General features: G+C 52.1%; 19 protein-coding genes, 2 tRNA genes and 2 other RNA genes. 12 read left to right on the forward strand and 11 right to left on the reverse strand.

The genetic code is table 11. The features are described from left to right. The first annotated feature begins 13 nt into the window (after positions 1 to 13). The gene (gene kdsA, locus BZK42_RS18925; protein WP_016156739.1) at positions 14 to 868 is read left to right on the forward strand and encodes a 3-deoxy-8-phosphooctulonate synthase; all 855 of its coding nucleotides are present in this window, start codon (positions 14 to 16) and stop codon (positions 866 to 868) included. A gap of 152 nt (positions 869 to 1,020) precedes the next feature. Here the strand turns inward: kdsA and chaA are convergent, their stop codons facing one another. Next, a complete protein-coding gene (gene chaA / locus BZK42_RS18930) occupies positions 1,021 to 2,121 on the reverse strand; it encodes a sodium-potassium/proton antiporter ChaA (protein ID WP_016153289.1) in 1,101 nt (366 codons plus the stop codon). Between the two features lie 275 nt (positions 2,122 to 2,396). Between chaA and chaB the strand changes: the two genes are divergently transcribed. After that, positions 2,397 to 2,627, forward strand: coding sequence for a putative cation transport regulator ChaB (gene chaB / locus BZK42_RS18935; protein WP_016153288.1), 231 nt, complete (start codon positions 2,397 to 2,399; stop codon positions 2,625 to 2,627). A 196-nt stretch (positions 2,628 to 2,823) separates the two neighbouring features. Further along, entirely contained in the window at positions 2,824 to 3,519 is a 696-nt protein-coding gene (locus BZK42_RS18940) for a gamma-glutamylcyclotransferase (RefSeq protein ID WP_080859807.1), read from the forward strand. 54 nt (positions 3,520 to 3,573) lie between these two features. Here the strand turns inward: BZK42_RS18940 and BZK42_RS18945 are convergent, their stop codons facing one another. Beyond that, positions 3,574 to 3,819, reverse strand: coding sequence for a DUF1883 domain-containing protein (locus tag BZK42_RS18945; protein ID WP_003833405.1), 246 nt, complete (start codon positions 3,817 to 3,819; stop codon positions 3,574 to 3,576). 262 nt (positions 3,820 to 4,081) lie between these two features. Beyond that, positions 4,082 to 4,435 (reverse strand): DsrE/DsrF/TusD sulfur relay family protein, encoded by a 354-nt coding sequence (locus BZK42_RS18950; RefSeq protein WP_016156736.1) that lies wholly within the window; start codon positions 4,433 to 4,435, stop codon positions 4,082 to 4,084. 175 nt (positions 4,436 to 4,610) lie between these two features. On the opposite strand from BZK42_RS18950, the gene BZK42_RS18955 reads away from it, so the two are divergent. After that, entirely contained in the window at positions 4,611 to 5,996 is a 1,386-nt protein-coding gene (locus BZK42_RS18955; RefSeq protein WP_071600324.1) for a YchO/YchP family invasin, read from the forward strand. 21 nt (positions 5,997 to 6,017) lie between these two features. On the opposite strand, the gene narL is transcribed toward BZK42_RS18955, so the two are convergent. Both narL and narX read right to left on the reverse strand, forming a co-directional pair. Continuing rightward, positions 6,018 to 6,668, reverse strand: a complete 651-nt coding sequence (narL, locus tag BZK42_RS18960) for a two-component system response regulator NarL (RefSeq protein ID WP_003020756.1) — start codon at positions 6,666 to 6,668, stop codon at positions 6,018 to 6,020. Next, a complete protein-coding gene (narX, locus tag BZK42_RS18965) occupies positions 6,661 to 8,457 on the reverse strand; it encodes a nitrate/nitrite two-component system sensor histidine kinase NarX (protein ID WP_016156734.1) in 1,797 nt (598 codons plus the stop codon). The genes narL and narX overlap by 8 nt, the downstream gene beginning before the upstream one ends. Before the next feature lie 340 nt (positions 8,458 to 8,797). On the opposite strand from narX, the gene BZK42_RS18975 reads away from it, so the two are divergent. From BZK42_RS18975 to narI, 5 genes are all read left to right on the forward strand, one after another. Next, a complete protein-coding gene (locus BZK42_RS18975) occupies positions 8,798 to 10,189 on the forward strand; it encodes a NarK family nitrate/nitrite MFS transporter (RefSeq protein ID WP_016153284.1) in 1,392 nt (463 codons plus the stop codon). Between the two features lie 395 nt (positions 10,190 to 10,584). Beyond that, a complete protein-coding gene (locus BZK42_RS18980; protein WP_047358964.1) occupies positions 10,585 to 14,328 on the forward strand; it encodes a nitrate reductase subunit alpha in 3,744 nt (1,247 codons plus the stop codon). Beyond that, on the forward strand, positions 14,325 to 15,863 hold the full coding sequence (narH, locus tag BZK42_RS18985) for a nitrate reductase subunit beta (RefSeq protein WP_003833388.1): 1,539 nt from the start codon (positions 14,325 to 14,327) through the stop codon (positions 15,861 to 15,863). The genes BZK42_RS18980 and narH overlap by 4 nt, the downstream gene beginning before the upstream one ends. After that, positions 15,860 to 16,570 carry a nitrate reductase molybdenum cofactor assembly chaperone gene (gene narJ, locus BZK42_RS18990; RefSeq protein WP_016153282.1) on the forward strand — a complete coding sequence of 237 codons (711 nt, stop codon included), beginning with the start codon at positions 15,860 to 15,862 and terminating at the stop codon, positions 16,568 to 16,570. The genes narH and narJ overlap by 4 nt, the downstream gene beginning before the upstream one ends. Next, positions 16,570 to 17,247 (forward strand): respiratory nitrate reductase subunit gamma, encoded by a 678-nt coding sequence (gene narI / locus BZK42_RS18995; RefSeq protein WP_016153281.1) that lies wholly within the window; start codon positions 16,570 to 16,572, stop codon positions 17,245 to 17,247. The genes narJ and narI overlap by 1 nt, the downstream gene beginning before the upstream one ends. Positions 17,248 to 17,413: 166 nt before the next feature. Here narI and BZK42_RS19000 read toward each other — a convergent pair. The 6 genes from BZK42_RS19000 to BZK42_RS19025 all read right to left on the reverse strand — a co-directional run bounded on the left by BZK42_RS19000 (position 17,414) and on the right by BZK42_RS19025 (position 19,481). Further along, a non-coding RNA gene (locus BZK42_RS19000) (RtT sRNA) lies at positions 17,414 to 17,545 on the reverse strand. A gap of 44 nt (positions 17,546 to 17,589) precedes the next feature. Continuing rightward, a non-coding RNA gene (locus BZK42_RS19005) (RtT sRNA) lies at positions 17,590 to 17,721 on the reverse strand. 44 nt (positions 17,722 to 17,765) lie between these two features. After that, positions 17,766 to 17,850, reverse strand: a tRNA-Tyr gene (locus tag BZK42_RS19010). A gap of 36 nt (positions 17,851 to 17,886) precedes the next feature. Further along, positions 17,887 to 17,971 (reverse strand) — tRNA-Tyr (locus BZK42_RS19015). 156 nt (positions 17,972 to 18,127) lie between these two features. Further along, a complete protein-coding gene (gene purU / locus BZK42_RS19020) occupies positions 18,128 to 18,970 on the reverse strand; it encodes a formyltetrahydrofolate deformylase (protein ID WP_016153278.1) in 843 nt (280 codons plus the stop codon). Positions 18,971 to 19,025: 55 nt separating this feature from the next. Continuing rightward, positions 19,026 to 19,481: a YchJ family protein gene (locus BZK42_RS19025; RefSeq protein WP_016153277.1), complete on the reverse strand. Its 456-nt coding sequence runs from the start codon at positions 19,479 to 19,481 to the stop codon at positions 19,026 to 19,028. Positions 19,482 to 19,592: 111 nt separating this feature from the next. Here BZK42_RS19025 and rssA point away from each other — a divergent pair, with 111 nt between their 5' ends. The 3 genes from rssA (at position 19,593) to galU (ending at position 22,721) form a co-directional block, all read left to right on the forward strand. Further along, positions 19,593 to 20,504, forward strand: coding sequence for a patatin-like phospholipase RssA (gene rssA, locus BZK42_RS19030; RefSeq protein ID WP_016156731.1), 912 nt, complete (start codon positions 19,593 to 19,595; stop codon positions 20,502 to 20,504). Between the two features lie 90 nt (positions 20,505 to 20,594). Further along, the gene (gene rssB / locus BZK42_RS19035; RefSeq protein WP_016153275.1) at positions 20,595 to 21,608 is read left to right on the forward strand and encodes a two-component system response regulator RssB; all 1,014 of its coding nucleotides are present in this window, start codon (positions 20,595 to 20,597) and stop codon (positions 21,606 to 21,608) included. A gap of 204 nt (positions 21,609 to 21,812) precedes the next feature. After that, positions 21,813 to 22,721, forward strand: a complete 909-nt coding sequence (gene galU, locus BZK42_RS19040) for a UTP--glucose-1-phosphate uridylyltransferase GalU (protein WP_016153274.1) — start codon at positions 21,813 to 21,815, stop codon at positions 22,719 to 22,721. Positions 22,722 to 22,939: the final 218 nt, after the last annotated feature.

The raw sequence follows: 22,939 nt of genomic DNA on the forward strand, positions 1-22,939 counted from the left end.
TTAAGGCGATCCTATGAAACAAAAAGTGGTTAGCATTGGCGACATCAACGTGGCAAATGACCTGCCGTTCGTGCTGTTTGGCGGAATGAACGTGCTGGAATCCCGCGATCTGGCGATGCGCATTTGTGAGCACTACGTAACCGTTACTCAAAAGCTGGGTATCCCTTACGTGTTTAAAGCCTCCTTTGATAAAGCCAACCGTTCTTCCATCCACTCTTACCGTGGACCGGGCCTTGAAGAAGGGATGAAAATCTTCCAGGAACTGAAACAGACTTTTGGCGTAAAAGTGATCACCGACGTTCACGAAGCCAGCCAGGCACAGCCTGTTGCTGATGTGGTGGATGTGATTCAGCTTCCGGCATTCCTTGCTCGTCAGACCGATCTGGTGGAAGCAATGGCGAAAACCGGTGCCGTTATCAACGTGAAGAAACCGCAGTTCATCAGCCCGGCTCAGATGGGCAACATCGTGGATAAATTCCATGAAGGCGGCAACGATAAGGTTATTCTGTGCGACCGTGGTGCGAACTTTGGTTATGACAACCTGGTTGTGGACATGCTGGGCTTCAGCGTGATGAAGAAAGTCTCCGGCAACTCACCGGTGATTTTTGACGTTACCCATGCGCTGCAGTGCCGCGATCCGTTTGGCGCAGCAAGCGGCGGTCGTCGTGCGCAGGTTACCGAACTGGCGCGTGCCGGTATGGCGGTTGGTCTGGCAGGTCTGTTTATTGAAGCGCATCCGGATCCAGCCAATGCGAAATGCGATGGTCCATCCGCGCTGCCACTGGCGAAGCTGGAACAGTTCCTGACGCAGATTAAAGCGATTGATGACCTGGTGAAAAGCTTCGACGAGCTGGATACCGAGAACTAAGAGATTGTGACAGGCCGGAATTTCCCTCCGGCCTGCTATTTGAAAAGGGTATAAAGGTCGCCGTCAGGCACCAGACGCGCCATCGATTGTGTTATATCGGCAGAAAAGAAAACGGCCCTGAAGAGGACCGTGGGGTACGTCTAAAATAATACTCAGGCAAATATTGTCATCAGATAAGCGATAAACAGTGCCAGATGCGCTGCACCGTTAAGCACATTGGTGCGTCCGGTGGAGAAAGAGATCTGACACAGAACCAGTGATGAAACCATCACAATCATCTCTGGCGCACCCAGCGCAAACATCAAATCATTCCCGGTTGCCCATGCAATCAGCGTCACCACCGGTACGGTCAGCGAAATTGTGGCTAACACCGAACCGAAGAATAAATTCATTGCCCGCTGTACCTGATTGCTCAGAACCGCTTTCAGTGCGCCCAGTCCTTCAGGCGAGAGGATCAGTAACGCGACCAGGAAACCCGTAAATGCGACTGGCGCATTCAGTTCAGTCAGCAAGGTCTCAAGCGGGCTGGCGTTCATCTTGGTCACGGCGATAACAGCGATCAGATGAATGATAAGCCAGGCGGCGTGCCACAGATTGCTGTGCGCTGACGGCTTACCGTGATGCGGGTCATCGTCGTCACCCTCGTCTTCATGCTCGTAAATGAACAGACTTTGGTGCGTTTTAGTTTGAATCAGCAAAAATACGCCGTACATCGCCGCAGAAATTAACGCCACCAACAGCGCCTGCGCGGTAGTGAAATTTGCCCCCGGCAACGCCATCGGGAATACCAGTACAATAATGGCCAGTGGGAACAGGGCGATTAAATACTGCTTAATACCAAATAGGTTCATATACTGAGTGGCAAATTTACGGCCACCTAATAGTAATGAAAAACCGACCAGACCCCCGGTTACGATCATAATGATTGAATACAGCGTATCGCGCATGAGCGTAGGTGCGGCATCGCCGGTTGCCATTAATGCGGAGATTAAGCTGACTTCAAGAATAACAACGGACAAACTGAGGATCAGCGACCCGTAGGGTTCGCCAAGTCGATGGGCTAATACGTCCGCATGACGGACAACGCTGAATGCGCTGCTTAATATACCAATAAGGGCCAGCGCATTAATACCGATGACCACTGGTAGTGACTGACTGCTCCCCCAGAAGAACAGTACTACCAGCGCCAAAATCGGGAAGACGAGAGAGGTCTCCTTGTGGCGGGTTTTTACCGCCTCATGTGCTTGTGTCATTGCATTAATTCTCCATCTCTGCAGGTATTTATAATTATAAAAAGTATTAAAGAATGTAAAAAATAACAGAAAACGTGGTTTTGTAGGTGACATTTTACGAAATTTTACTACATCACCTGTTTTCCCTCTCAAAGCGGCCAAAAACCAATTTCTTGTTTATAGACTGTTTAATTAACAGAGGGTTAGGTAAAGAAAATTTCTAAAAATGTCCATTATTGGCGTCTCGCCGCATTGTTAACCACACTTAAGGTTTAGCCTAAAAAGAGGAGTTCACAATGCCCTATAAATCTAAAAGCGATCTGCCTGACAGCGTGCAGCACGTTCTGCCAGCCCATGCTCAGGACATTTATAAAGAAGCTTTCAACAGCGCCTGGGAACAGTATAAAGACAAATCTGACCGACGTGACGATGCCACCCGAGAAGAGACTGCACATAAGGTGGCGTGGGCCGCGGTTAAAAATGATTACCAAAAAGGTGATGATGGTAAATGGCATAAAAAGACGTAACAGTATCAATTATAATGCCTTTATAAACTCGCTTGCATCAGGCGTTAGCGAATCGTGCTACGCCGCGCGGTTACTGGCTTGCAAGCGAGCGGTGAATTGCCTATTGTCCAGCTATTGGTTTCAAAATGAGCAGTAAAAAAGCCCGGAAGGCGTCAAAAAAGTTGTCGCAGGGAAGCAGCAGTGGCGGAGGTGTAAGGTGTTAACGCGTGATTTTTTATTGAATGCCGACTGTAAGACGGCATTTGGTGCTATTGAAGAATCACTACTCTGGTCAGCGGAACAACGTGCAGCCTCACTGGCCGCCACGCTCGCTTGTCGACCAGATGATGGACCTGTGTGGATCTTCGGTTATGGATCGTTGATGTGGAACCCGGCCTTAGAGTTTGAAGAGTCCTGTACCGGCACATTAGTCGGCTGGCACCGTGCATTTTGTCTGCGCCTGACGGCGGGGCGAGGAACGGCGTGTCAGCCAGGCCGCATGCTGGCCCTGAAAGAGGGCGGACGTACCACCGGTGTGGCCTACCGCTTGCCGGACGCGTCGCTGGAACAAGAGCTTTCTCTGTTGTGGAAGCGAGAAATGATCACCGGATGCTATCTGCCGACCTGGTGCCAGCTGGCGCTTGATGACGGCCGTACGGTGAACGCGCTGGTGTTTATTATGGATCCGCGCCATCCGTTGTTTGAGTCAGACACGCGCGCGCAGGTGATCGCGCCGCTTATTGCCGCGGCCAGAGGACCTTTAGGCACTAATGCCCAGTATCTGTTCTCGCTGGAACAAGAGCTGGTCAAGCTGGGGATGCAGGATGATTGTCTTAATGATCTGGTGATCACGGTCAAACGATTGTTGGGAGAGAACCTGCCGGAAGGCGTTATGCGGCCAGGGTTTGCCTGAACCCGGCGTGGAATTGTATGCCCGAAAGCCAGGTGCTTTTCGGGCATGTCACGCTTAGGCTGCAATATAACTTATCGAATGCTCAAGCGACTGACTGTGGCTGTCGATCAGCACGTTCCAGACGCCGGTATAGGGCACGGTCAACCATGCGTTATCACGATCCTGCACGCTTAAGATGTCGGACTGCGTGTCTTTGACGTGATTTTTTTCGCTCATCAGATGGATGTGACAGCGCTCGGAACAGCGCACAACCACCGTATCGCCACCAAATAACTTTAAACTTGCCTTCACTAATGCCATTTTTCACCCCGTTCTTGAAAACAACGTACTTTCTGTCGAAAGTGCTGCGTGATGTTGTTCACATTTCACTCATTGCATAACACCAAAGGGGGAGCAACAGGATGCTGATTTTGATCAAAAAATGGCATAACGATTAAACAAAAGTGACAAAACACCTCAAAAGGGTTGAACGGGCGTGCTAACGTTCAACGAAACCGCGCCCATCAAATATTAAATCCGGAAATTATCGACACTTTCAGTGCGCTTGCCTGAAAACGGTGTATCAGAAGGTCAACACTTTATCTGCAGCCAGCGTCCATTGAGCCAGTTCTACCAGCGTGCCGACGGCCACTCCGTCAATTAACGGCAGCGCCGTGATCCCACGACCATCGGTGCAGGTTTTGCATAGTTTTACCGGAACATTTTGCGCTGTCAGGATCTCCAGCATTTGCTGAATATTGTAGCCCTCCGCGGGTTTCTGACCACGTAATCCTGCGGTTACGGCGTCAGACATTAAAAACAGACGCAGGTCGAGACCGGCTTCCTGTTCGCGCAGGGCGATAGCCAGACGCAGGCTGTTAAATAACGATTCGCTTCCATAAGCCGCTCCGTTCGCGACGATCACTATCTTTTGCATTTTTACTCCTGTTACTGCATGTAAGCGTTAATAACCGACACGTATGTTACACCTATTTCTCAATGCCAGGATAATGCCGAAAAAAGGGGGAGGGGCTGAAAATCAACGCTGAAAACGTTATGGTTTAAGATAAGTATGCCACTGTGGCTAATTGATGTAAGAAACCACTAACGATTTGAGCCGTATTATCTGTTCTTCTCTTGCTGTATTCGCACTCTTGCCGCTGGCAGGCGGTACTGCTAACGCGCAGTCGTCCTTTGTGCACCAGGCTGAAAACCCTTTCGATAACAATAGTGATGGCTTGCCCGATCTTGGTATGGCCCCGGAGTCGCGGGCAGGCGAAAAGCATTTTGCCGAAATGGTCAAAGCGTTTGGTGAAGCCAGCATGACTGATAACGGGCTTGATACCGGTGAACAGGCGAAGCAGTTCGCGTTTGGCCAGGTGCGAGATACGGTCAGCGAACAGGTGAATCAGCAACTGGAATCCTGGCTCTCTCCCTGGGGAAACGCCAGCATCGGGTTGCAAGTTGATAACGAAGGCAGTTTTACCGGGAGTCGGGGAAGCTGGTTTGTGCCGTGGCAGGACAACCAACGTTATCTTACCTGGAGCCAGCTAGGAGTGACGCAACAGGACGACGGCTTAGTCAGTAATGCGGGGATTGGGCAACGTTGGGTACGCGACGGTTGGTTACTGGGTTACAACACCTTTTATGACAACTTACTGGATGAAAATCTGCCCCGGGGAGGCCTCGGCGCGGAGGCATGGGGCGAATATTTGCGCTTATCCGCTAACTATTATCAACCGTTGTCTTCCTGGCAGGATCGTTTTGCAACCCAGCAACAACGGATGGCCCGCGGCTACGATCTGACCGCGCAAATGCGGATGCCGTTCTATCAACATCTCAATACCAGCGTCAGCGTGGAACAGTATTTTGGCGACCGGGTGGATCTATTTCATTCGGGAACCGGGTATCACAATCCGGTGGCGGTGAACCTCGGGCTGAGCTATACACCGGTGCCGCTGATCACGGTGACAGCGCAGCATAAGCAGGGTGAAAGCGGCATTAGCCAGAATAACCTCGGCTTAACGCTTAGTTACCGTTTTGGCGTGCCGTTAAAAAAACAGTTGATGGTCAGTGAGGTGGCGAACAGCCGTTCACTGCGCGGCAGTCGTTATGACGATCCGCAGCGTAACAATTTGCCGACGCTGGAGTATCGCCAGCGTAAAACGCTGTCGGTATTTTTGGCCACGCCACCCTGGGATCTCAAACCGGGAGAGACGGTGGCGCTGAAGCTGCAGGTGCGTAGTTTGCATGGGATCCGCCACCTGACGTGGCAGGGCGATACTCAGGCGTTGAGCTTAACGGCTGGCAGCAATAACCGAAGCGCGCAGGGCTGGACGATTATTATGCCGAAGTGGGACAGCAGAGAAGGTGCGACGAACCGCTGGCGGTTGTCTGTGGTGGTAGAAGATGAGCAGGGCCAGCGTGTCTCTTCCAATGAGATCACGCTATCACTGACCGAACCGTTTACTACCGTTTCGGAAAATGATCCTCGTTAACAATGACGCATGCGCGCGTTATCAGAAAATACGTTCCTGGTGCACCCATACCGCGGCTTCAACACGTGATTTGAGCTTCATTTTCTTCAGCATATGCTTCACGTGAACTTTTACCGTGCTTTCGGTGATGTCCAGGCGGCGGGCGATCATCTTGTTAGGCAGGCCCTGGGCGATGAGCTTAAGAATATCGCGTTCGCGCGGCGTCAGTTGGGTAACATCACGGTCGGACGTTGCACGATTGGCGCGTAGGCTGGCGGCCAGAACCGGCGTTAAGGCTTCGCTCAGCACCATTTCACCGGCAGCCGCTTGCTGCAATGCTTTCAGCAAATCTTCCGGCTCCATATCTTTCAGCAGATAACCGTCGGCACCGCGCTTCAGTGCAGTAACCACGTCTTCTTCATGATTGGATACGCTAAACACGACGATACGGCCTGACAGTGATTTCTCACGCAGCTTGTCGAGTGTTTCCAGACCGTTCATGCCGGGCATATTGAGATCAAGAAGGATCAGATCGGGATCAAGGGATTCTGCCAGCTCGATACCCTGCTCACCATTGCTGGCTTCGCCGACAACGGTGATATCGGGCGCCATGCTGACAAGCTGTTTTACACCGGTTCGCAGCATCGGATGATCGTCGATCAACAGGATGGTTGCCGGTTCCAGATTACTCATGGGTATCTCCTTGGACTTCTGTGAAGTTTGTTTCGGGAATAAAAGTGACAGCAACTTCAGTACCGCCTGTCTCGCGACGGCGTACACGGCAATCGCCGCGCAAGCTTTGCGCACGGTCGCGCATGATTATCATGCCGTAGTGGTTACTGCGTTCGGCGTTTTCCGGTACGCCGCAGCCGTTATCTTGCACTGTTAGTTTGACCTGCTTACCATTTTGCACCACCGTCACAACTACTTCATCGGCCTGAGAGTGTTTGAGGGCGTTGCTCAGGGCTTCGCGCGCAATTTGTAGCAGGTGAATCGCCTGATGCGAAGGGACCAGACGCGGTGGCAGCTGATAATCCAGCTTAACCGTAAAGCCAAAACGCGCGCTGTATTCCTGACAGCTGGCTTCCAGCGCCGGTCTCAACCCAGGTTCCGTCAGCTGTAAACGGAAGGTCGTTAACAGCTCGCGCAGTTGCGCCCAGGAAGCGTTTAGCTCGTTACGAATCTGACTGAGCAGCTCGCGGCAGTTATCTGAAAGCGCATCGCCCTGCATCTGCAAACAGCTCACCTGCATCTTCATACAGGAGAGCGATTGTGCAATAGAATCATGAAGTTCGCGCGCAATGGTGGCACGCTCTTCCATCACGATCAACTGCTGCTGACGCTCCTGATGCCTGTCGAGTGCAAGCGTTGCGGTCAGTTGCTCAACCAGGGTATCAACCAGTTGCTGCTGATCGTGGCTGAGATGGCGTCCGTACGGCAAAGTCGCGAGCAGGATACCATACTGGGTATGGGCATCGGTTAGCCGCCATTTCAGCGTGATACCGCCGTCAATGGCGGGTAGCGTACCGCGCGGACACAAATGGCAGCCTTTCTCATCACAGCTGACATTGGACTGGCAGGTAAATTCCTGATGATTATCTTCATCTTCCAGGTCATAGACCCGCAGTTCAATATCATGCAGCAGGGTCAAATTTTGCAGGCCGTTCAGTACCGGAGAGAGGCGTTCGCACAACGGCACCTGAGAGTGCAGGCGGCGGTTGGCTTGCCACAGGAAAGAGAGGATCTGATTTTTGTGCTCCAGACCCGCCGTTTTCTCCTGTACCCGCTGTTCCAGCACCGCGTAACTTTCGGCCAGTTCTTCCGACATATTATTCAGCGCCGAGCCCAGCGCTGCCATCTCATTACGCCCACTGATATGTGCGCGTTGGGTAAAATCACGTTGACTGACGGCTCGCGCCATCGCCAGCAGTTGTTTCCACGGCTGTAACAGGCGCACGCGTAGCCAGATAATGGTGAAGACCAGCAGCAATGCCATAAATACGGCCATCAGGCGATGCAGCAGAACGACGCGTTCAATGCGTAACTCGGTGGTATGGTCAAAGGCGGTGACCAGCTTATCCAGTCCGCCCACAAAGCGCCTGACATCCTGCGCTACCGCATCAGGCGTTTGCGCATGCGCAAGCCCCGGTGCCAGTTTGGTGTGCCAGTAATCCTGTAAGGCTTTTAATTGCGCCTGTTGTCCGTCACGCTGCGCGGCACGCGTCAATTCCGGGCTAAACGCCGTTTGCTCCATTTCATCCAGCAGTGGTTGATCGTTGGCGTCCAGCGGTATGGCCGCCAGCAGGCGATAGCTTTGCATGCGTAGCGATCCCGCTTTGTTGATTGCATGCGCGCTACCCTGAACGCCCTGAACCAGCCAGCCAGAGACTGCCATACCCGCCACGCCGATGGCAGTAGACAATAAAACAATCAGCGCCACCTGGTTGACCAGCGTAAGCGGGGAAAGACAACGTTTAAACATGGTGACTTGTTCCTTCGGGTTTTCGTAAAACCGAAAACCTTATTGAATGACGATTCTGCTGCAGGCAGTGGCGTTATTCTCGGCGATACACTGGAGTATACCCATACCTCAAACGGGCTACCCCTTAATTGCCGCCAGAGGGAGAGATCCTAAACGAGGGGGAGTAGGGGACGACAGAAGCGTGAAAAACCACATCTTTTTTACCGAAGTTATGTACTCATTTAGGATGATGATAAATTTCAGGCATCAATAATGACACCTTTTCCTTTGATTTATATCAACTTACCTCCAGCTGTAAACCCTAATGTGGCAGGCATCGAAACAAGTATCAGAGGTGTCTATGAGTCACTCATCTGCCCCGGAAAGGGCATCTGGAGCTGTAATTACCGAATGGCGGCCGGAAGATCCCGCCTTCTGGCAGCAGCGTGGTCATCGAATCGCCAGCCGTAACCTGTGGATTTCCGTCCCTTGCTTGCTGCTGGCGTTTTGCGTGTGGATGTTATTTAGCGCCGTGGCGGTGAACTTACCGAAAGTCGGATTTGATTTCACCACTGAACAACTGTTCATGCTGACGGCATTACCTTCGGTGTCCGGCGCGCTGCTGCGTGTACCGTACTCCTTTATGGTCCCCCTGTTTGGTGGACGTCGCTGGACGGCGTTCAGCACCGGTATCCTGATCATTCCTTGCGTATGGTTAGGTTTTGCGGTGCAGGATACCTCCACGCCATTTAGTACCTTTATCATTATCTCCCTGTTGTGCGGTTTTGCCGGCGCGAACTTTGCCTCCAGCATGGCAAACATCAGCTTCTTCTTTCCAAAACAGAAACAGGGCGGCGCGCTGGGTCTGAACGGTGGTTTGGGTAACATGGGCGTCAGCGTGATGCAGTTGGTCGCTCCGCTGGTGGTTTCACTGTCAATCTTTGCCGCATTTGGCAGCCAGGGTGTTGAACAACCGGATGGTACGCAGCTGTATCTGGCAAACGCCGCATGGATTTGGGTCCCGTTCCTGGCTGTATTAACGCTGGCCGCATGGTTTGGTATGAATGAACTGGCAACCTCAAAAGCTTCGCTGAAAGAGCAATTGCCGGTGCTGAAACGCGGGCACCTGTGGATTATGAGCCTGCTGTATCTGGCAACCTTCGGTTCATTTATCGGTTTCTCTGCCGGTTTCGCGATGCTGTCAAAAACGCAGTTTCCTGAGGTACAGATCCTGCATTACGCCTTCTTTGGACCGTTGATTGGCGCCCTGGCACGTTCAGCAGGCGGCGCAATCTCTGACCGACTGGGGGGGACCCGCGTAACGCTGGTGAACTTCGTGCTGATGGCTATTTTCAGTGCCTTACTGTTCCTGACGCTGCCATCAAACGGTGTCGGTGGCAACTTTATCGCCTTCTTTGCGGTGTTCCTGGCGCTGTTCCTGACGGCTGGTCTGGGGAGTGGTTCAACCTTCCAGATGATCTCCGTTATCTTTCGCAAGCTGACGATGGACAGAGTGAAAGCTGAAGGCGGTTCAGAAGAGAAAGCGATGCGCGAGGCGGCGACCGACACCGCGGCGGCGCTGGGCTTTATCTCAGCTATTGGTGCGATCGGCGGCTTCTTTATCCCGAAAGCATTCGGTACGTCCCTGGCATTAACTGGCTCCCCGGTCGATGCGATGAAAGTATTCCTGATCTTCTATGTCGCCTGTGTGGTTATCACCTGGGCGGTGTACGGACGTCATTCTAAAAAGTAAAAAAGTAGTAACTGTTGATTATCCATTGCGCGGTGTTAGACCGCGCTTTTTTTTGCCCGCTATTAGTTACAACATACTTTTATATTGTGACGCGACAACAGCCTGTTAGAACGGTGCTCGTAATATGCTAAACAGGGGGGATACCCCTTAATACCCACTTATAAAGAATTTAACATTTGTATGATAAGTGAGTTTAAAAAAATCAATAAAATTCAATATGTTGATTGATTTATCGATATCCCACTAAGGGGGTATGTCAAAATCGGCCCTCAATTTTCATCCCTGCCTGCCTTGATCGTTATCAATTCTCACGCCCTTTCAGAGCGTTACCTTCGCTCTCAATCAAGCAATGTCGATTTATCAGAGAGCCGTCAGGCTCCTACAGGAGAAAACCGATGAGTAAATTCCTGGACCGGTTTCGCTACTTCAAGCAGAAGGGCGAAACCTTTGCCGATGGGCACGGCCAGCTTCTCAATACCAACAGGGACTGGGAGGATGGATACCGCCAGCGTTGGCAGCATGACAAAATCGTGCGTTCAACCCACGGTGTAAACTGCACCGGCTCATGCAGCTGGAAAATCTATGTGAAAAATGGTCTGGTGACCTGGGAAACCCAGCAAACTGACTACCCACGCACTCGTCCAGATATGCCCAACCACGAGCCTCGCGGCTGCCCGCGTGGTGCAAGCTATTCATGGTATCTCTACAGCGCTAACCGTCTGAAATACCCGCTGATGCGCAAACGTCTGATGAAGATGTGGCGTGAAGCAAAAAGACTGCACAGCGATCCGGTAGATGCATGGGCATCCATTATCGAAGACGCCGATAAAGCAAAAAGCTTCAAACAAGCGCGTGGTCGTGGTGGATTCGTTCGTTCTTCCTGGCAGGAAGTGAATGAGCTGATTGCCGCATCTAACGTTTACACCATCAAAACCTATGGTCCTGACCGCGTCGCAGGCTTCTCGCCGATCCCAGCGATGTCGATGGTTTCTTATGCGTCCGGCGCACGTTATATGTCGCTGATTGGCGGGACCTGCCTGAGCTTCTATGACTGGTACTGTGACCTGCCGCCAGCCTCCCCGCAGACCTGGGGCGAGCAGACCGACGTACCGGAATCTGCCGACTGGTATAACTCCAGCTACATTCTGGCATGGGGCTCTAACGTACCGCAGACCCGTACCCCGGATGCGCACTTCTTTACTGAAGTTCGTTATAAAGGCACCAAAACAGTAGCAATTACCCCGGACTACGCAGAAATCGCCAAACTGTGCGACCTGTGGCTGGCTCCGAAGCAGGGAACCGATGCGGCGATGGCAATGGCGATGGGTCATGTCATGCTGCGCGAGTTCCACCTCGATAACCCGAGCCAATATTTCACCGACTACGTTCGTCGTTATACCGACATGCCAATGCTGGTGATGCTCGAAGAGCGCGACGGCTACTATGCTGCTGGTCGTATGCTGCGTGCTGCGGATCTGGTTGACTCTCTGGGCCAGGAAAATAACCCGGAATGGAAAACTGTCGCTATCAACAGCAACGGCGAAATGGTTGCGCCGAACGGTTCAATTGGTTTCCGTTGGGGCGAAAAAGGCAAATGGAACCTTGAGCAGCGCGATGGCACGTCCGGTGATGAAACTGAACTGCAGCTCAGCCTGCTGGGTAGCCAGGATGATATCGCTGAAGTGGGCTTCCCGTACTTTGGTGGCGAAGGCACCGAGCACTTCAGTAAAGTCGAACTGGAAAACATTCTGCTGCATAAATTGCCCGTTAAACGCCTGCAACTGGCCGATGGCTCTACGGCGCTGGTGACCACCGTTTACGATCTGACTATGGCCAACTACGGCCTGGAACGTGGTCTGAACGATGAAAACTGCGCGACCAGCTACGATGACGTGAAAGCGTACACGCCAGCGTGGGCAGAAAAAATTACAGGTGTATCACGTTCTCAGATTGTACGCATCGCCCGTGAATTTGCGGATAACGCAGATAAAACGCACGGTCGTTCGATGATTATCGTCGGCGCCGGTTTGAACCACTGGTACCACCTCGATATGAACTATCGTGGCCTGATCAATATGCTGGTGTTCTGTGGCTGTATCGGCCAGAGCGGCGGCGGCTGGGCCCACTACGTAGGGCAGGAAAAACTGCGTCCGCAAACCGGCTGGCAGCCGCTGGCGTTTGCGCTTGACTGGCAGCGTCCGCCTCGTCATATGAACAGCACCTCCTACTTCTATAACCACTCCAGCCAATGGCGCTATGAGACGGTGACTGCGCAGGAACTGCTGTCCCCGATGGCAGACAAATCCCGCTATAGCGGTCATTTGATTGACTTTAACGTTCGCGCTGAACGTATGGGCTGGTTACCGTCTGCGCCGCAGTTAGGGACTAACCCGCTGTATATCGCGAAAGAAGCGCAGAAAGCAGGTATGACGCCGGTGGACTACACCGTTAAATCCCTGAAAGAAGGTTCTATTCGCTTTGCGGCGGAGCAGCCGGAAAACGGTAAAAACCATCCGCGTAACCTGTTTATCTGGCGTTCAAACCTGCTCGGTTCTTCCGGTAAAGGCCACGAGTACATGCTCAAGTATCTGCTGGGTACTGAACATGGTATTCAGGGCAAAGATCTCGGCCAGCAGAGCGGCGTGAAGCCAGAAGAAGTGGAATGGCAGGATAACGGACTGGACGGCAAACTGGATCTGGTCGTTACGCTGGACTTCCGCCTGTCGAGTACCTGTCTGTATTCCGATATCGTGCTGCCGACCGCAACCTGGTATGAAAAAGACGATATGAATACCTCGGATATGCATCCGTTTATTCATCCTCTGTCTGCGGCCGTTGACCCGGCCTGGGAATCAAAGAGCGACTGGGAAATCTATAAAGCCATCGCCAAGAAATTCTCTGAAGTTTGTGTGGGCCACCTCGGTAAAGAAACCGACGTCGTTACGCTGCCGATTCAGCACGACTCCGCCGCTGAACTGGCGCAGCCGCTGGACGTGAAGGACTGGAAAAAAGGGGAATGCGACCTGATTCCAGGTGTTACGGCACCGCACATCATGACCGTTGAGCGTGATTATCCGGCAACGTACGAGCGTTTCACCTCCATCGGTCCGCTGATGGAAAAAATCGGTAACGGCGGTAAAGGGATTGCCTGGAACACCCAGAGCGAAATGGATCTGCTGCGTAAGCTCAACTACACCAAGGCTGACGGTCCGGCGAAAGGCCAACCGATGCTGGATACCGCAATTGATGCTGCTGAGATGATCCTGACGCTGGCTCCGGAAACTAACGGTCAGGTTGCCGTTAAAGCCTGGGCGGCGCTGAGTGAATTTACCGGTCGTGACCATACGCATCTGGCGCTGAATAAAGAAGACGAAAAAATTCGTTTCCGCGACATCCAGGCGCAGCCGCGCAAAATTATCTCCAGCCCGACCTGGTCAGGTCTGGAAGATGAACATGTGTCTTATAACGCCGGTTATACCAACGTTCATGAGCTGATCCCATGGCGTACGCTATCTGGTCGCCAGCAGTTGTATCAGGATCACCAGTGGATGCGTGACTTCGGTGAGAGCCTGCTGGTGTATCGTCCGCCAATCGACACCCGTTCGGTGAAAGCGGTGATCGGCGAGAAATCTAACGGTAACCCGGAAAAAGCGCTCAACTTCCTGACGCCGCACCAGAAATGGGGTATCCACTCCACCTACAGCGACAACCTGCTGATGCTGACGCTGTCTCGCGGTGGTCCGATTGTGTGGATGAGTGAAGTTGATGCGAAGGATCTTGGTATCGAAGATAACGACTGGATCGAAGTCTTCAACAGCAACGGGGCGCTGACGGCGCGTGCAGTTGTCAGCCAGCGTGTGCCGGCCGGGATGACCATGATGTACCACGCGCAGGAACGTATTGTTAACCTGCCGGGTTCTGAAATCACCCAGCAGCGCGGCGGGATCCACAACTCGGTAACCCGTATTACGCCGAAACCAACTCATATGATCGGTGGTTATGCGCAACTGGCATACGGCTTTAACTACTACGGTACCGTCGGTTCAAACCGAGATGAGTTCGTAGTTGTACGTAAGATGAAGAACATTAACTGGTTGGATGGCGAAGGCAATGACCAGGTACAGGAGAGCGTAAAATGAAAATTCGTTCACAAGTCGGCATGGTGCTGAATCTCGATAAGTGCATCGGCTGCCACACCTGTTCAGTGACCTGTAAAAACGTCTGGACCAGCCGTGAGGGTATGGAGTACGCCTGGTTCAACAACGTCGAAAGTAAGCCTGGCGTTGGCTTCCCGAACGACTGGGAAAACCAGGAAAAATGGAAGGGCGGTTGGATCCGTAAAATCAATGGCAAGCTGCAGCCGCGCATGGGTAACAAAGCACTGCTGCTGGGTAAAATCTTTGCTAACCCGCATCTGCCGGGCATGGATGATTACTATGAACCGTTTGATTTTGACTACCAAACGTTGCACAACGCCCCAGCAGACAGTAAGGCGCAGCCGATTGCGCGTCCGCGTTCGCTGATCACCGGTCAGCGGATGGATAAAATCACCAGCGGTCCGAACTGGGAAGAAATTTTGGGGGGCGAGTTCGAAAAACGCGCCAAAGACCAGAACTTCGAAAACATGCAGAAGGCGATGTACGGTCAGTTCGAAAATACCTTCATGATGTATCTGCCGCGTTTGTGTGAGCATTGCCTTAACCCGGCGTGCGTGGCGACCTGCCCAAGCGGCGCTATCTACAAGCGTGAAGAAGATGGCATCGTGCTGATCGACCAGGATAAATGCCGCGGTTGGCGTATGTGTATCACTGGCTGCCCGTATAAGAAGATCTACTTCAACTGGAAGAGCGGGAAATCTGAGAAGTGCATTTTCTGCTACCCGCGTATCGAAGCCGGTCAGCCGACCGTTTGTTCCGAAACCTGCGTAGGCCGTATTCGTTACCTCGGCGTACTGCTGTATGACGCAGATGCGATTGAAAGTGCGGCAAGCACGGAGCACGAGAAAGATCTGTATCAGCGTCAACTGGACGTGTTCCTCGATCCGAACGATCCGGCTGTTATTGAACAAGCGCTGAAAGATGGTATTCCGTTGAGCGTCATTGATGCTGCACAGCAGTCGCCGGTTTACAAAATGGCGATGGACTGGAAGCTGGCGCTGCCGCTGCATCCGGAATACCGCACGCTACCGATGGTCTGGTACGTGCCGCCTTTGTCACCGATCCAGTCTGCCGCCGATGCGGGCGAGCTGGGCAGCAACGGTATTCTGCCGGACGTTGACAGTCTGCGTATCCCGGTTCAGTACCTGGCGAACCTGCTGACCGCAGGCGACACTCAGCCGGTACTGTTGGCGCTGAAACGTATGCTGGCGATGCGTCACTACAAACGTGCGGAAACCGTTGACGGTAAAGTTGATACTCGTGCGCTGGAAGAGGTGGGCTTAAGCGAAGCGCAGGCACAGGAAATGTATCGTTATCTGGCGATTGCTAACTACGAAGATCGTTTCGTGGTACCGAGCAGCCATCGTGAACTGGCGCGTGACGCGTTCCCGGAGAAAAGCGGTTGTGGCTTTACCTTCGGTGACGGTTGCCACGGTTCTGATACTAAATTCAATCTGTTCAACAGCCGCCGCATCGACGCTGTCGATGTGACCAGCAAAACGGAGCCGCACCAATGATTGAACTTGTCATTGTTTCGCGTCTGCTCGAGTACCCGGATGCTGCCTTGTGGCAGCATCAGCAGGAACTTTTCGATGCACTCGCGTCATCTGAGAACCTGGATAAAGAGGATGCCCAGACTCTGGGCATTTTCCTGCGCGATCTCACCGCGCAGGACATGCTGGATGTGCAGGCAAGCTATAGCGAACTGTTTGACCGTGGCCGCGCCACCTCGTTGCTGCTGTTTGAACATGTACACGGCGAGTCCCGCGATCGTGGTCAGGCTATGGTTGACCTGATGGCGCAGTATGAACAGCACGGTCTGCAGCTCGACAGCCGCGAACTTCCCGATCATCTGCCGCTGTATCTGGAATACCTTGCGCAGTTGCCGAAAAGCGAAGCATTAGGGGGGTTACAGGATATCGCGCCGATTCTGGCGCTGCTCAGCGCTCGCTTGCAACAGCGTGAAAGCCGTTATGCGGTGCTGTTCGATCTGCTGTTAAAACTGGCGAATACCGTTATCGACAGCGATAAAGTGGCTGAAAAAATTGCAGATGAAGCGCGTGACGATACCCCACAAGCGCTGGATGCGGTCTGGGAAGAAGAGCAGGTGAAATTCTTCGCCGATCAGGGGTGTGGTGAGTCGGAAATTTCCGCTCACCAGCGTCGTTTTGCCGGGGCCGTTGCGCCGCAGTATCTGAATATCACCACCGGAGGACAGCAATAATGCACTTCCTGAATACGTTCTTCTTTGACATCTATCCGTACATCGCGGGTTCTGTCTTTCTGATTGGCAGTTGGCTGCGTTATGACTATGGGCAATATACCTGGCGCGCGGCTTCCAGTCAGATGCTGGATCGCAAAGGGATGAACCTGGCGTCAAACCTGTTCCACATCGGGATCCTGGGGATTTTTGCCGGGCACTTCCTTGGCATGCTGACACCACACTGGATGTATGAAGCGTGGCTGCCGCTTGAAGTGAAACAAAAGATGGCGATGTTCGCGGGTGGTGCCAGTGGTGTGATGTGTTTGATTGGCGGCGTCCTGCTGCTGAAACGCCGCCTGTTCAGCCCACGTGTGCGGGCGACCACTACCGGAGCGGACATTCTGATCCTCTCCCTGCTGGTGATACAATGTGCGCTGGGCCTGCTGACCATTCCGTTCTCCGCCCAGCATATGGACGGCAGCGAGATGATGAAGCTGGTGAACTGGGCGCAGACAGTGGTGACCTTCCAGGGGGGGGCGTCTCAATATCTGGATGGCGTCGCGTTCATTTTCCGTATGCACCTGGTGCTGGGTATGACGCTGTTCCTGTTGTTCCCATTCTCGCGTCTGGTGCACATCTGGAGCGTTCCGGTCGAATATCTGACGCGCAAATACCAGATTGTTCGTGCGCGTCATTAATCGGTTATCTGTGTAAGACAAAACCCCGCTCCGGCGGGGTTTTTTTACGACTAATTGCCGGATAAGCATTGTGCATCAGGTAAATTGCCGACCCGAATTGAGGCTTGATCGAGGGTCGGGTATGGGGCATTACAGATGGATGGGATGCTGGTGCTTTATGAGGTGATGGTGGTGGGGGAAGGATTACTCAGCGCGGTGCGCCTCGCCCTTCGGGTCGTTGCCTGCGGCAACGCTTTCTCGCTAACGCTCGAATCGAACCTTAGTCGAAGCTTCTCATCCTTCCCGTCTGGGCAGAATATGAGGCATAACAGATGGATTTGATGCTGGTGCTTTATGAAGTGATGGTGGTGGGGGAAGGATTACTCAGCGCGGTGCGCTTCGCCCTTCGGGTCGTTGCCTGCGGCAACGCTTTCTCGCTAACGCTCGAATCGAACCTTAGTCGAAGCTTCTCATCCTTCCCGTCTGGGCAGAATATGAGGCATAACAGATGGATTTGATATAGGTGCTTTATGAGGTGATGGTGGTGGGGGAAGGATTCGAACCTTCGAAGTCGATGACGGCAGATTTACAGTCTGCTCCCTTTGGCCGCTCGGGAACCCCACCAGGGGTATACTAATTTTATGAATCTATCGGAATGAATGGTGGTGGGGGAAGGATTCGAACCTTCGAAGTCGATGACGGCAGATTTACAGTCTGCTCCCTTTGGCCGCTCGGGAACCCCACCACGGGGTAATGCTAGTTACTGGCCTGCTTCCGTTGGAAGCGGGGCGCATCATATCAAATGATGCGCCCCTGTAAAGTATTCCGTTGATAAAAAAGAACTGGTTGCCTGATTTTTACGCGTAAAGATGTAAAGGTAACCAATTCAATTATCAATCGATTACAGAATAATCGTTCGGTTACCGTAAACAAAGACGCGTTGAGCCAGAACCTGATACAGCGCGCGGCTTAATACATTTTTCTCAACGTCGCGGCCCGCACGCATCATGTCTTCCGCGGTGTAGGTGTGATCCACATGAATTACGTCCTGCATAATGATTGGGCCTTCATCGAGGTTATCATTCACGTAGTGGGCTGTCGCACCGATGATCTTCACGCCGCGCTCATAAGCCTGATGGTAAGGGCGAGCGCCAATAAACGCTGGCAGGAATGAATGGTGAATATTGATAATCTTATTCGGGAAGCGTGAAACAAATGTTGGCGTCAGAACGCGCATGTATTTTGCCAGCACGACATAGTCAGGTTGGTGCGCGTCGATAGCGTCGGCCATTTTCAGATCATGTTCGTCACGCGTTAAACCTTCGTGGCTGACCAGCTCAAACGGGATATCAAACCGTTCAACCAAAGGTCGCAGCGTCTCGTGGTTGCCGATCACAGCGGCGATTTCAACATCCAGCCCGCCATAATTGGCCTTCATTAACAGATCACCCAAACAATGAGCCTCCTTGGTGACCAAAATGACGATACGGCGGCGTCCTGCTGGTGTTAATTCACGAATGGAGCCATCTGGTAGGGCACTATCCAGATCGGCAAGCAGCGTGACGTCGTTAAAAATACCCTCCAGTTCGGTACGCATAAAAAAGCGCCCGGTACGGTGGTCCACGAACTCATTGTTCTGCACGATGTTCAGTTCATGCTTGTAACAGATATTCGTAATGCGCGCGATCAGACCTTTTTGGTCCGGACAAATAGTACGCAGCACTTTTCGTTGTAATGAATGCATTTGCAGCGGTGATCCTGTTGAGAATGTTTGCAAAATTGATACTGTCGGGCGTTGATTAGCCGCAGCACTTTTTAAATTTTTTACCGGAGCCACAAGGGCAGGTATCGTTTCGTCCAATTTGAGGGCGTGTACCGTCTATATAGTACCACTGACCGTTTTCTTTTAAAAAACGAGAGCGCTCGATAATTGCACCTGTTTTACCTTGTTCAGAAAATCGCGCAACAAAGCTGACATAGCCGATATTTTCTGTGTCTGCCGTTTGTTGTTCAAAAACGGTCAGCCCGAGCCATTCAGTGTGGCTAAATCCTGCGATAATGTCGTCGCGAAACGCGGCTGCATGACAGTCCGGATGCCAGGTCTTGATAAGGTAATCTGCGTCTTTCATCACAAAAGCACAGTAACGAGAACGCATGAGGTGTGACGGCGTAGGTGCTACTTGCGCGCCGGACACATAACGGTAGCAACATAGGCTATACTCGACAGCGCTACCACAGGGACAAAGCTGAGACACAAAGTACTCCCTGGAATAAAAAAACGGCGTAAAAACGCCAAGGTAGCACTATGTTAACTGAGCGGTAGCGATGTTGCTACGTCTGCAAGCCAGGGGAAGTTTGTACGTACAATGAGAAAAATAAAAATTGGGCTGGCGCTAGGTTCCGGCGCGGCGCGAGGTTGGTCGCATATTGGCGTTATTAAGGCCCTAAAGCATATGGGCATTGATGTTGATATTGTGGCAGGGTGTTCCATTGGTTCGCTGGTTGGTGCAGCCTACGCATGCAATAAGTTACCTGCTCTCGAACAATGGGTTTGTTCTTTCAGCTATTGGGATGTCTTACGTCTGATGGATCTCTCGTGGCGCAGGGGCGGTTTACTGCGTGGTGAACGGGTATTCAATCAGTACCGTAATGTCATGCCGGTAGAAGCAATTGAGCAATGCACTCGCCGTTTCGCAACTGTGGCTACTAATCTGAGTACGGGTCGGGAGCTCTGGTTCACGGAAGGTGATTTGCACCTGGCTGTTCGGGCCTCCTGCAGTATTCCTGGTCTGATGTCCCCTGTAGCGCATAATGGTTACTGGCTGGTCGATGGCGCGGTGGTGAATCCCGTTCCTGTATCCTTAACTCGCGCGCTGGGCGCTGACATCGTTATTGCCGTCGATCTGCAACACGATGCGCATCTTATGCAGCAAGATTTACTCTCCTTTAACGTCAGCAGTGATGCCGAAACGGGTGATGATGTCGACGCGCTTTCATGGCGTGCCCGACTGAAAGAGCGCTTGAGCAACATAACGGCCAGGCGTGCGGTAACCGCGCCGACGGCGATGGAGATCATGACGACTTCTATTCAGGTTCTGGAAAACCGTCTGAAACGTAACCGCATGGCCGGTGACCCGCCAGACATCCTGATTCAGCCGTTTTGTCCGCAAATATCCACGCTGGATTTTCACCGCGCCAGCGCAGCAATTGCTGCTGGACAACTGGCGGTCGAGAAGAAAATGGATGAACTTCTACCCCTGGTGAAAACCAACATCTAACGCATTTTTTATCAACACTTAAGCAAATTCTGACAGGCGTGAGTAGCAATAGCATGCCACTATTTACTAAAGCCAGTCAGGGGGGAGAATATGACGCAGCCATTGGTCGGAAAACAGATTCTTATCGTTGAGGATGAGCCGGTATTTCGCTCACTCATGGACTCATGGTTTTCCTCTTTGGGAGCGACAACGGCGGTAGCTGGCGATGGACTTGAAGCACTTGAATTACTCGGGCACTTTAACCCCGACCTGATTATCTGCGACCTGGCTATGCCACGAATGAACGGCCTTAAGCTAGTAGAGTATCTGCGTAATCGTGGCGATCAGACCCCAATCCTGGTGATATCAGCGACGGAAAACATGTCTGATATAGCCAAAGCACTGCGATTGGGTGTGGATGATGTGCTGCTAAAGCCGGTAAAGGACCTGAACCGCCTGCGCGAAACCGTCTTTGCGTGTCTGTATCCGAATATGTTTAATTCACGCGTGGAAGAAGAAGAGCGGCTGTTTCGCGACTGGGATGCGATGGTTGGTGATCCCGCCGCTGCAGCGAAGCTGTTGCAAGAATTACAGCCTCCTGTGTCGCAAGTTATTTCACGATGTCGGATCAACTATCGTCAATTGGTGGCTGCCGATCAGCCGGGGCTGGTACTGGATATTGCACCGCTATCGGACCATGACCTTGCGTTTTATTGTCTGGATGTGACGCGGGCAGGGGATAATGGCGTTCTGGCAGCATTGTTACTGCGGGCGCTATTTAACGGTTTGCTGCAGGAACAGCTCGCGCATCAAAATCAACGATTGCCGGAGCTCGGTGCGTTATTGAAACAGGTTAACCATTTATTGCGCCAGGCTAATTTGCCCGGACAATTCCCTTTGCTGGTGGGTTATTACCACAGCGGATTAAAAAACCTGATTCTGGTATCAGCAGGGCTGAATGCGACATTAAATACAGGTTCCCACAATGTACAAATCAGCAATGGCGTTCCGTTGGGAACCTTAGGGAATGCGTATCTTAATCAACTGAGCCAACGTTGCGAATCCTGGCAATGCCAAATTTGGGGGGCCGGTGGTCGGCTGCGCCTGATGTTGTCTGCAGAATGAACAACCGAGTGGAGTGAGAATGAAATTGACTCACTCCACTCATGCTGTGAGTGCTACTATCAGCGCCAGATTTATTCGTATTTATCTTAATTATACCGACGCGCGTCCTTTTCAGACCAGAAGCTTGTCGCGGTACTGATATACTTGGATGCGATACAGATTGATGAACACGTTCAATACATGAACAGTCCAGGAGAGTTTTAAATGGCTGCCCTTAATTCAAAAGTCAAAAAGGCCGTTATCCCGGTTGCGGGATTAGGAACCAGGATGTTACCGGCTACGAAAGCAATCCCGAAAGAGATGCTACCGTTGGTTGATAAGCCATTAATTCAGTACGTCGTAAACGAATGTATTGCTGCGGGCATCACTGAAATTGTACTTGTAACTCACTCGTCTAAAAATTCGATTGAAAACCACTTCGATACCAGCTTTGAACTTGAAGCTATGCTGGAAAAACGTGTAAAACGCCAGCTTCTGGAAGAAGTGCAATCTATTTGTCCGCCACATGTCACTATTATGCAGGTGCGTCAGGGACTGGCCAAAGGTCTGGGCCACGCGGTATTGTGCGCGCACCCGGTGGTTGGCGATGAGCCCGTTGCGGTTATCTTGCCGGACGTCATTCTTGACGAATACGAATCTGATTTATCACGCGACAACCTTGCCGAAATGATTCATCGTTTCGATGAAACAGGCAGCAGCCAGATTATGGTTGAGCCGGTAGAAGATGTTACCGCTTATGGTGTTGTTGATTGTAAAGGTGTTGAATTAGCGCCGGGCGAAAGCGTACCGATGGTTGGCGTTGTTGAAAAGCCGAAAGCGAATGTGGCGCCATCTAATCTGGCCGTCGTGGGGCGTTACGTCCTTAGCGCGGATATCTGGCCTCTGCTGGCAAAAACGCCTCCGGGAGCCGGTGACGAAATTCAGCTGACTGATGCTATCGATATGCTGATTGAAAAAGAAACGGTTGAAGCTTATCACATGAAGGGCAAAAGCCATGACTGTGGTAATAAGCTTGGCTATATGCAGGCGTTCGTTGAATATGGTATTCGCCATAATACTCTCGGCGCTGAATTTAAAGCCTGGCTGGAAGATGAGATGGGTATTAAGAAGTAACCAGCTGGTATTCTCAGGTCTGAACGGTGCTGTTAATCCAGCACCGTTTTTTTATACCTGAACTGGGTAGGGACTGTGCGAAGTACAGGTAAATAAATATCCTCCGGCATAGCCGGAGGTTTTTCGGATGCGCCTATAAGGCTCTGTTACCAGCCGCGCCCTAACAGGCGCATACGATCTGACATTTGCATCAGACTTCGTTACTTACGGCCCGTAAA

Source organism: Citrobacter braakii (genome assembly GCF_002075345.1).
Lineage (GTDB): Bacteria > Pseudomonadota > Gammaproteobacteria > Enterobacterales > Enterobacteriaceae > Citrobacter > Citrobacter braakii.

Coding starts and splice junctions, on each gene's coding strand:
- kdsA (WP_016156739.1), top strand. CDS start 14: ATGAAACAAAAAGTGGTTAGCATTGGCGACATCAACGTGGCAAATGAC.
- chaA (WP_016153289.1), bottom strand. CDS start 2,121: ATGACACAAGCACATGAGGCGGTAAAAACCCGCCACAAGGAGACCTCT.
- chaB (WP_016153288.1), top strand. CDS start 2,397: ATGCCCTATAAATCTAAAAGCGATCTGCCTGACAGCGTGCAGCACGTT.
- BZK42_RS18945 (WP_003833405.1), bottom strand. CDS start 3,819: ATGGCATTAGTGAAGGCAAGTTTAAAGTTATTTGGTGGCGATACGGTG.
- BZK42_RS18950 (WP_016156736.1), bottom strand. CDS start 4,435: ATGCAAAAGATAGTGATCGTCGCGAACGGAGCGGCTTATGGAAGCGAA.
- narL (WP_003020756.1), bottom strand. CDS start 6,668: ATGAGTAATCTGGAACCGGCAACCATCCTGTTGATCGACGATCATCCG.
- narX (WP_016156734.1), bottom strand. CDS start 8,457: ATGTTTAAACGTTGTCTTTCCCCGCTTACGCTGGTCAACCAGGTGGCG.
- BZK42_RS18975 (WP_016153284.1), top strand. CDS start 8,798: ATGAGTCACTCATCTGCCCCGGAAAGGGCATCTGGAGCTGTAATTACC.
- BZK42_RS18980 (WP_047358964.1), top strand. CDS start 10,585: ATGAGTAAATTCCTGGACCGGTTTCGCTACTTCAAGCAGAAGGGCGAA.
- narH (WP_003833388.1), top strand. CDS start 14,325: ATGAAAATTCGTTCACAAGTCGGCATGGTGCTGAATCTCGATAAGTGC.
- narJ (WP_016153282.1), top strand. CDS start 15,860: ATGATTGAACTTGTCATTGTTTCGCGTCTGCTCGAGTACCCGGATGCT.
- narI (WP_016153281.1), top strand. CDS start 16,570: ATGCACTTCCTGAATACGTTCTTCTTTGACATCTATCCGTACATCGCG.
- purU (WP_016153278.1), bottom strand. CDS start 18,970: ATGCATTCATTACAACGAAAAGTGCTGCGTACTATTTGTCCGGACCAA.
- rssA (WP_016156731.1), top strand. CDS start 19,593: ATGAGAAAAATAAAAATTGGGCTGGCGCTAGGTTCCGGCGCGGCGCGA.
- rssB (WP_016153275.1), top strand. CDS start 20,595: ATGACGCAGCCATTGGTCGGAAAACAGATTCTTATCGTTGAGGATGAG.
- galU (WP_016153274.1), top strand. CDS start 21,813: ATGGCTGCCCTTAATTCAAAAGTCAAAAAGGCCGTTATCCCGGTTGCG.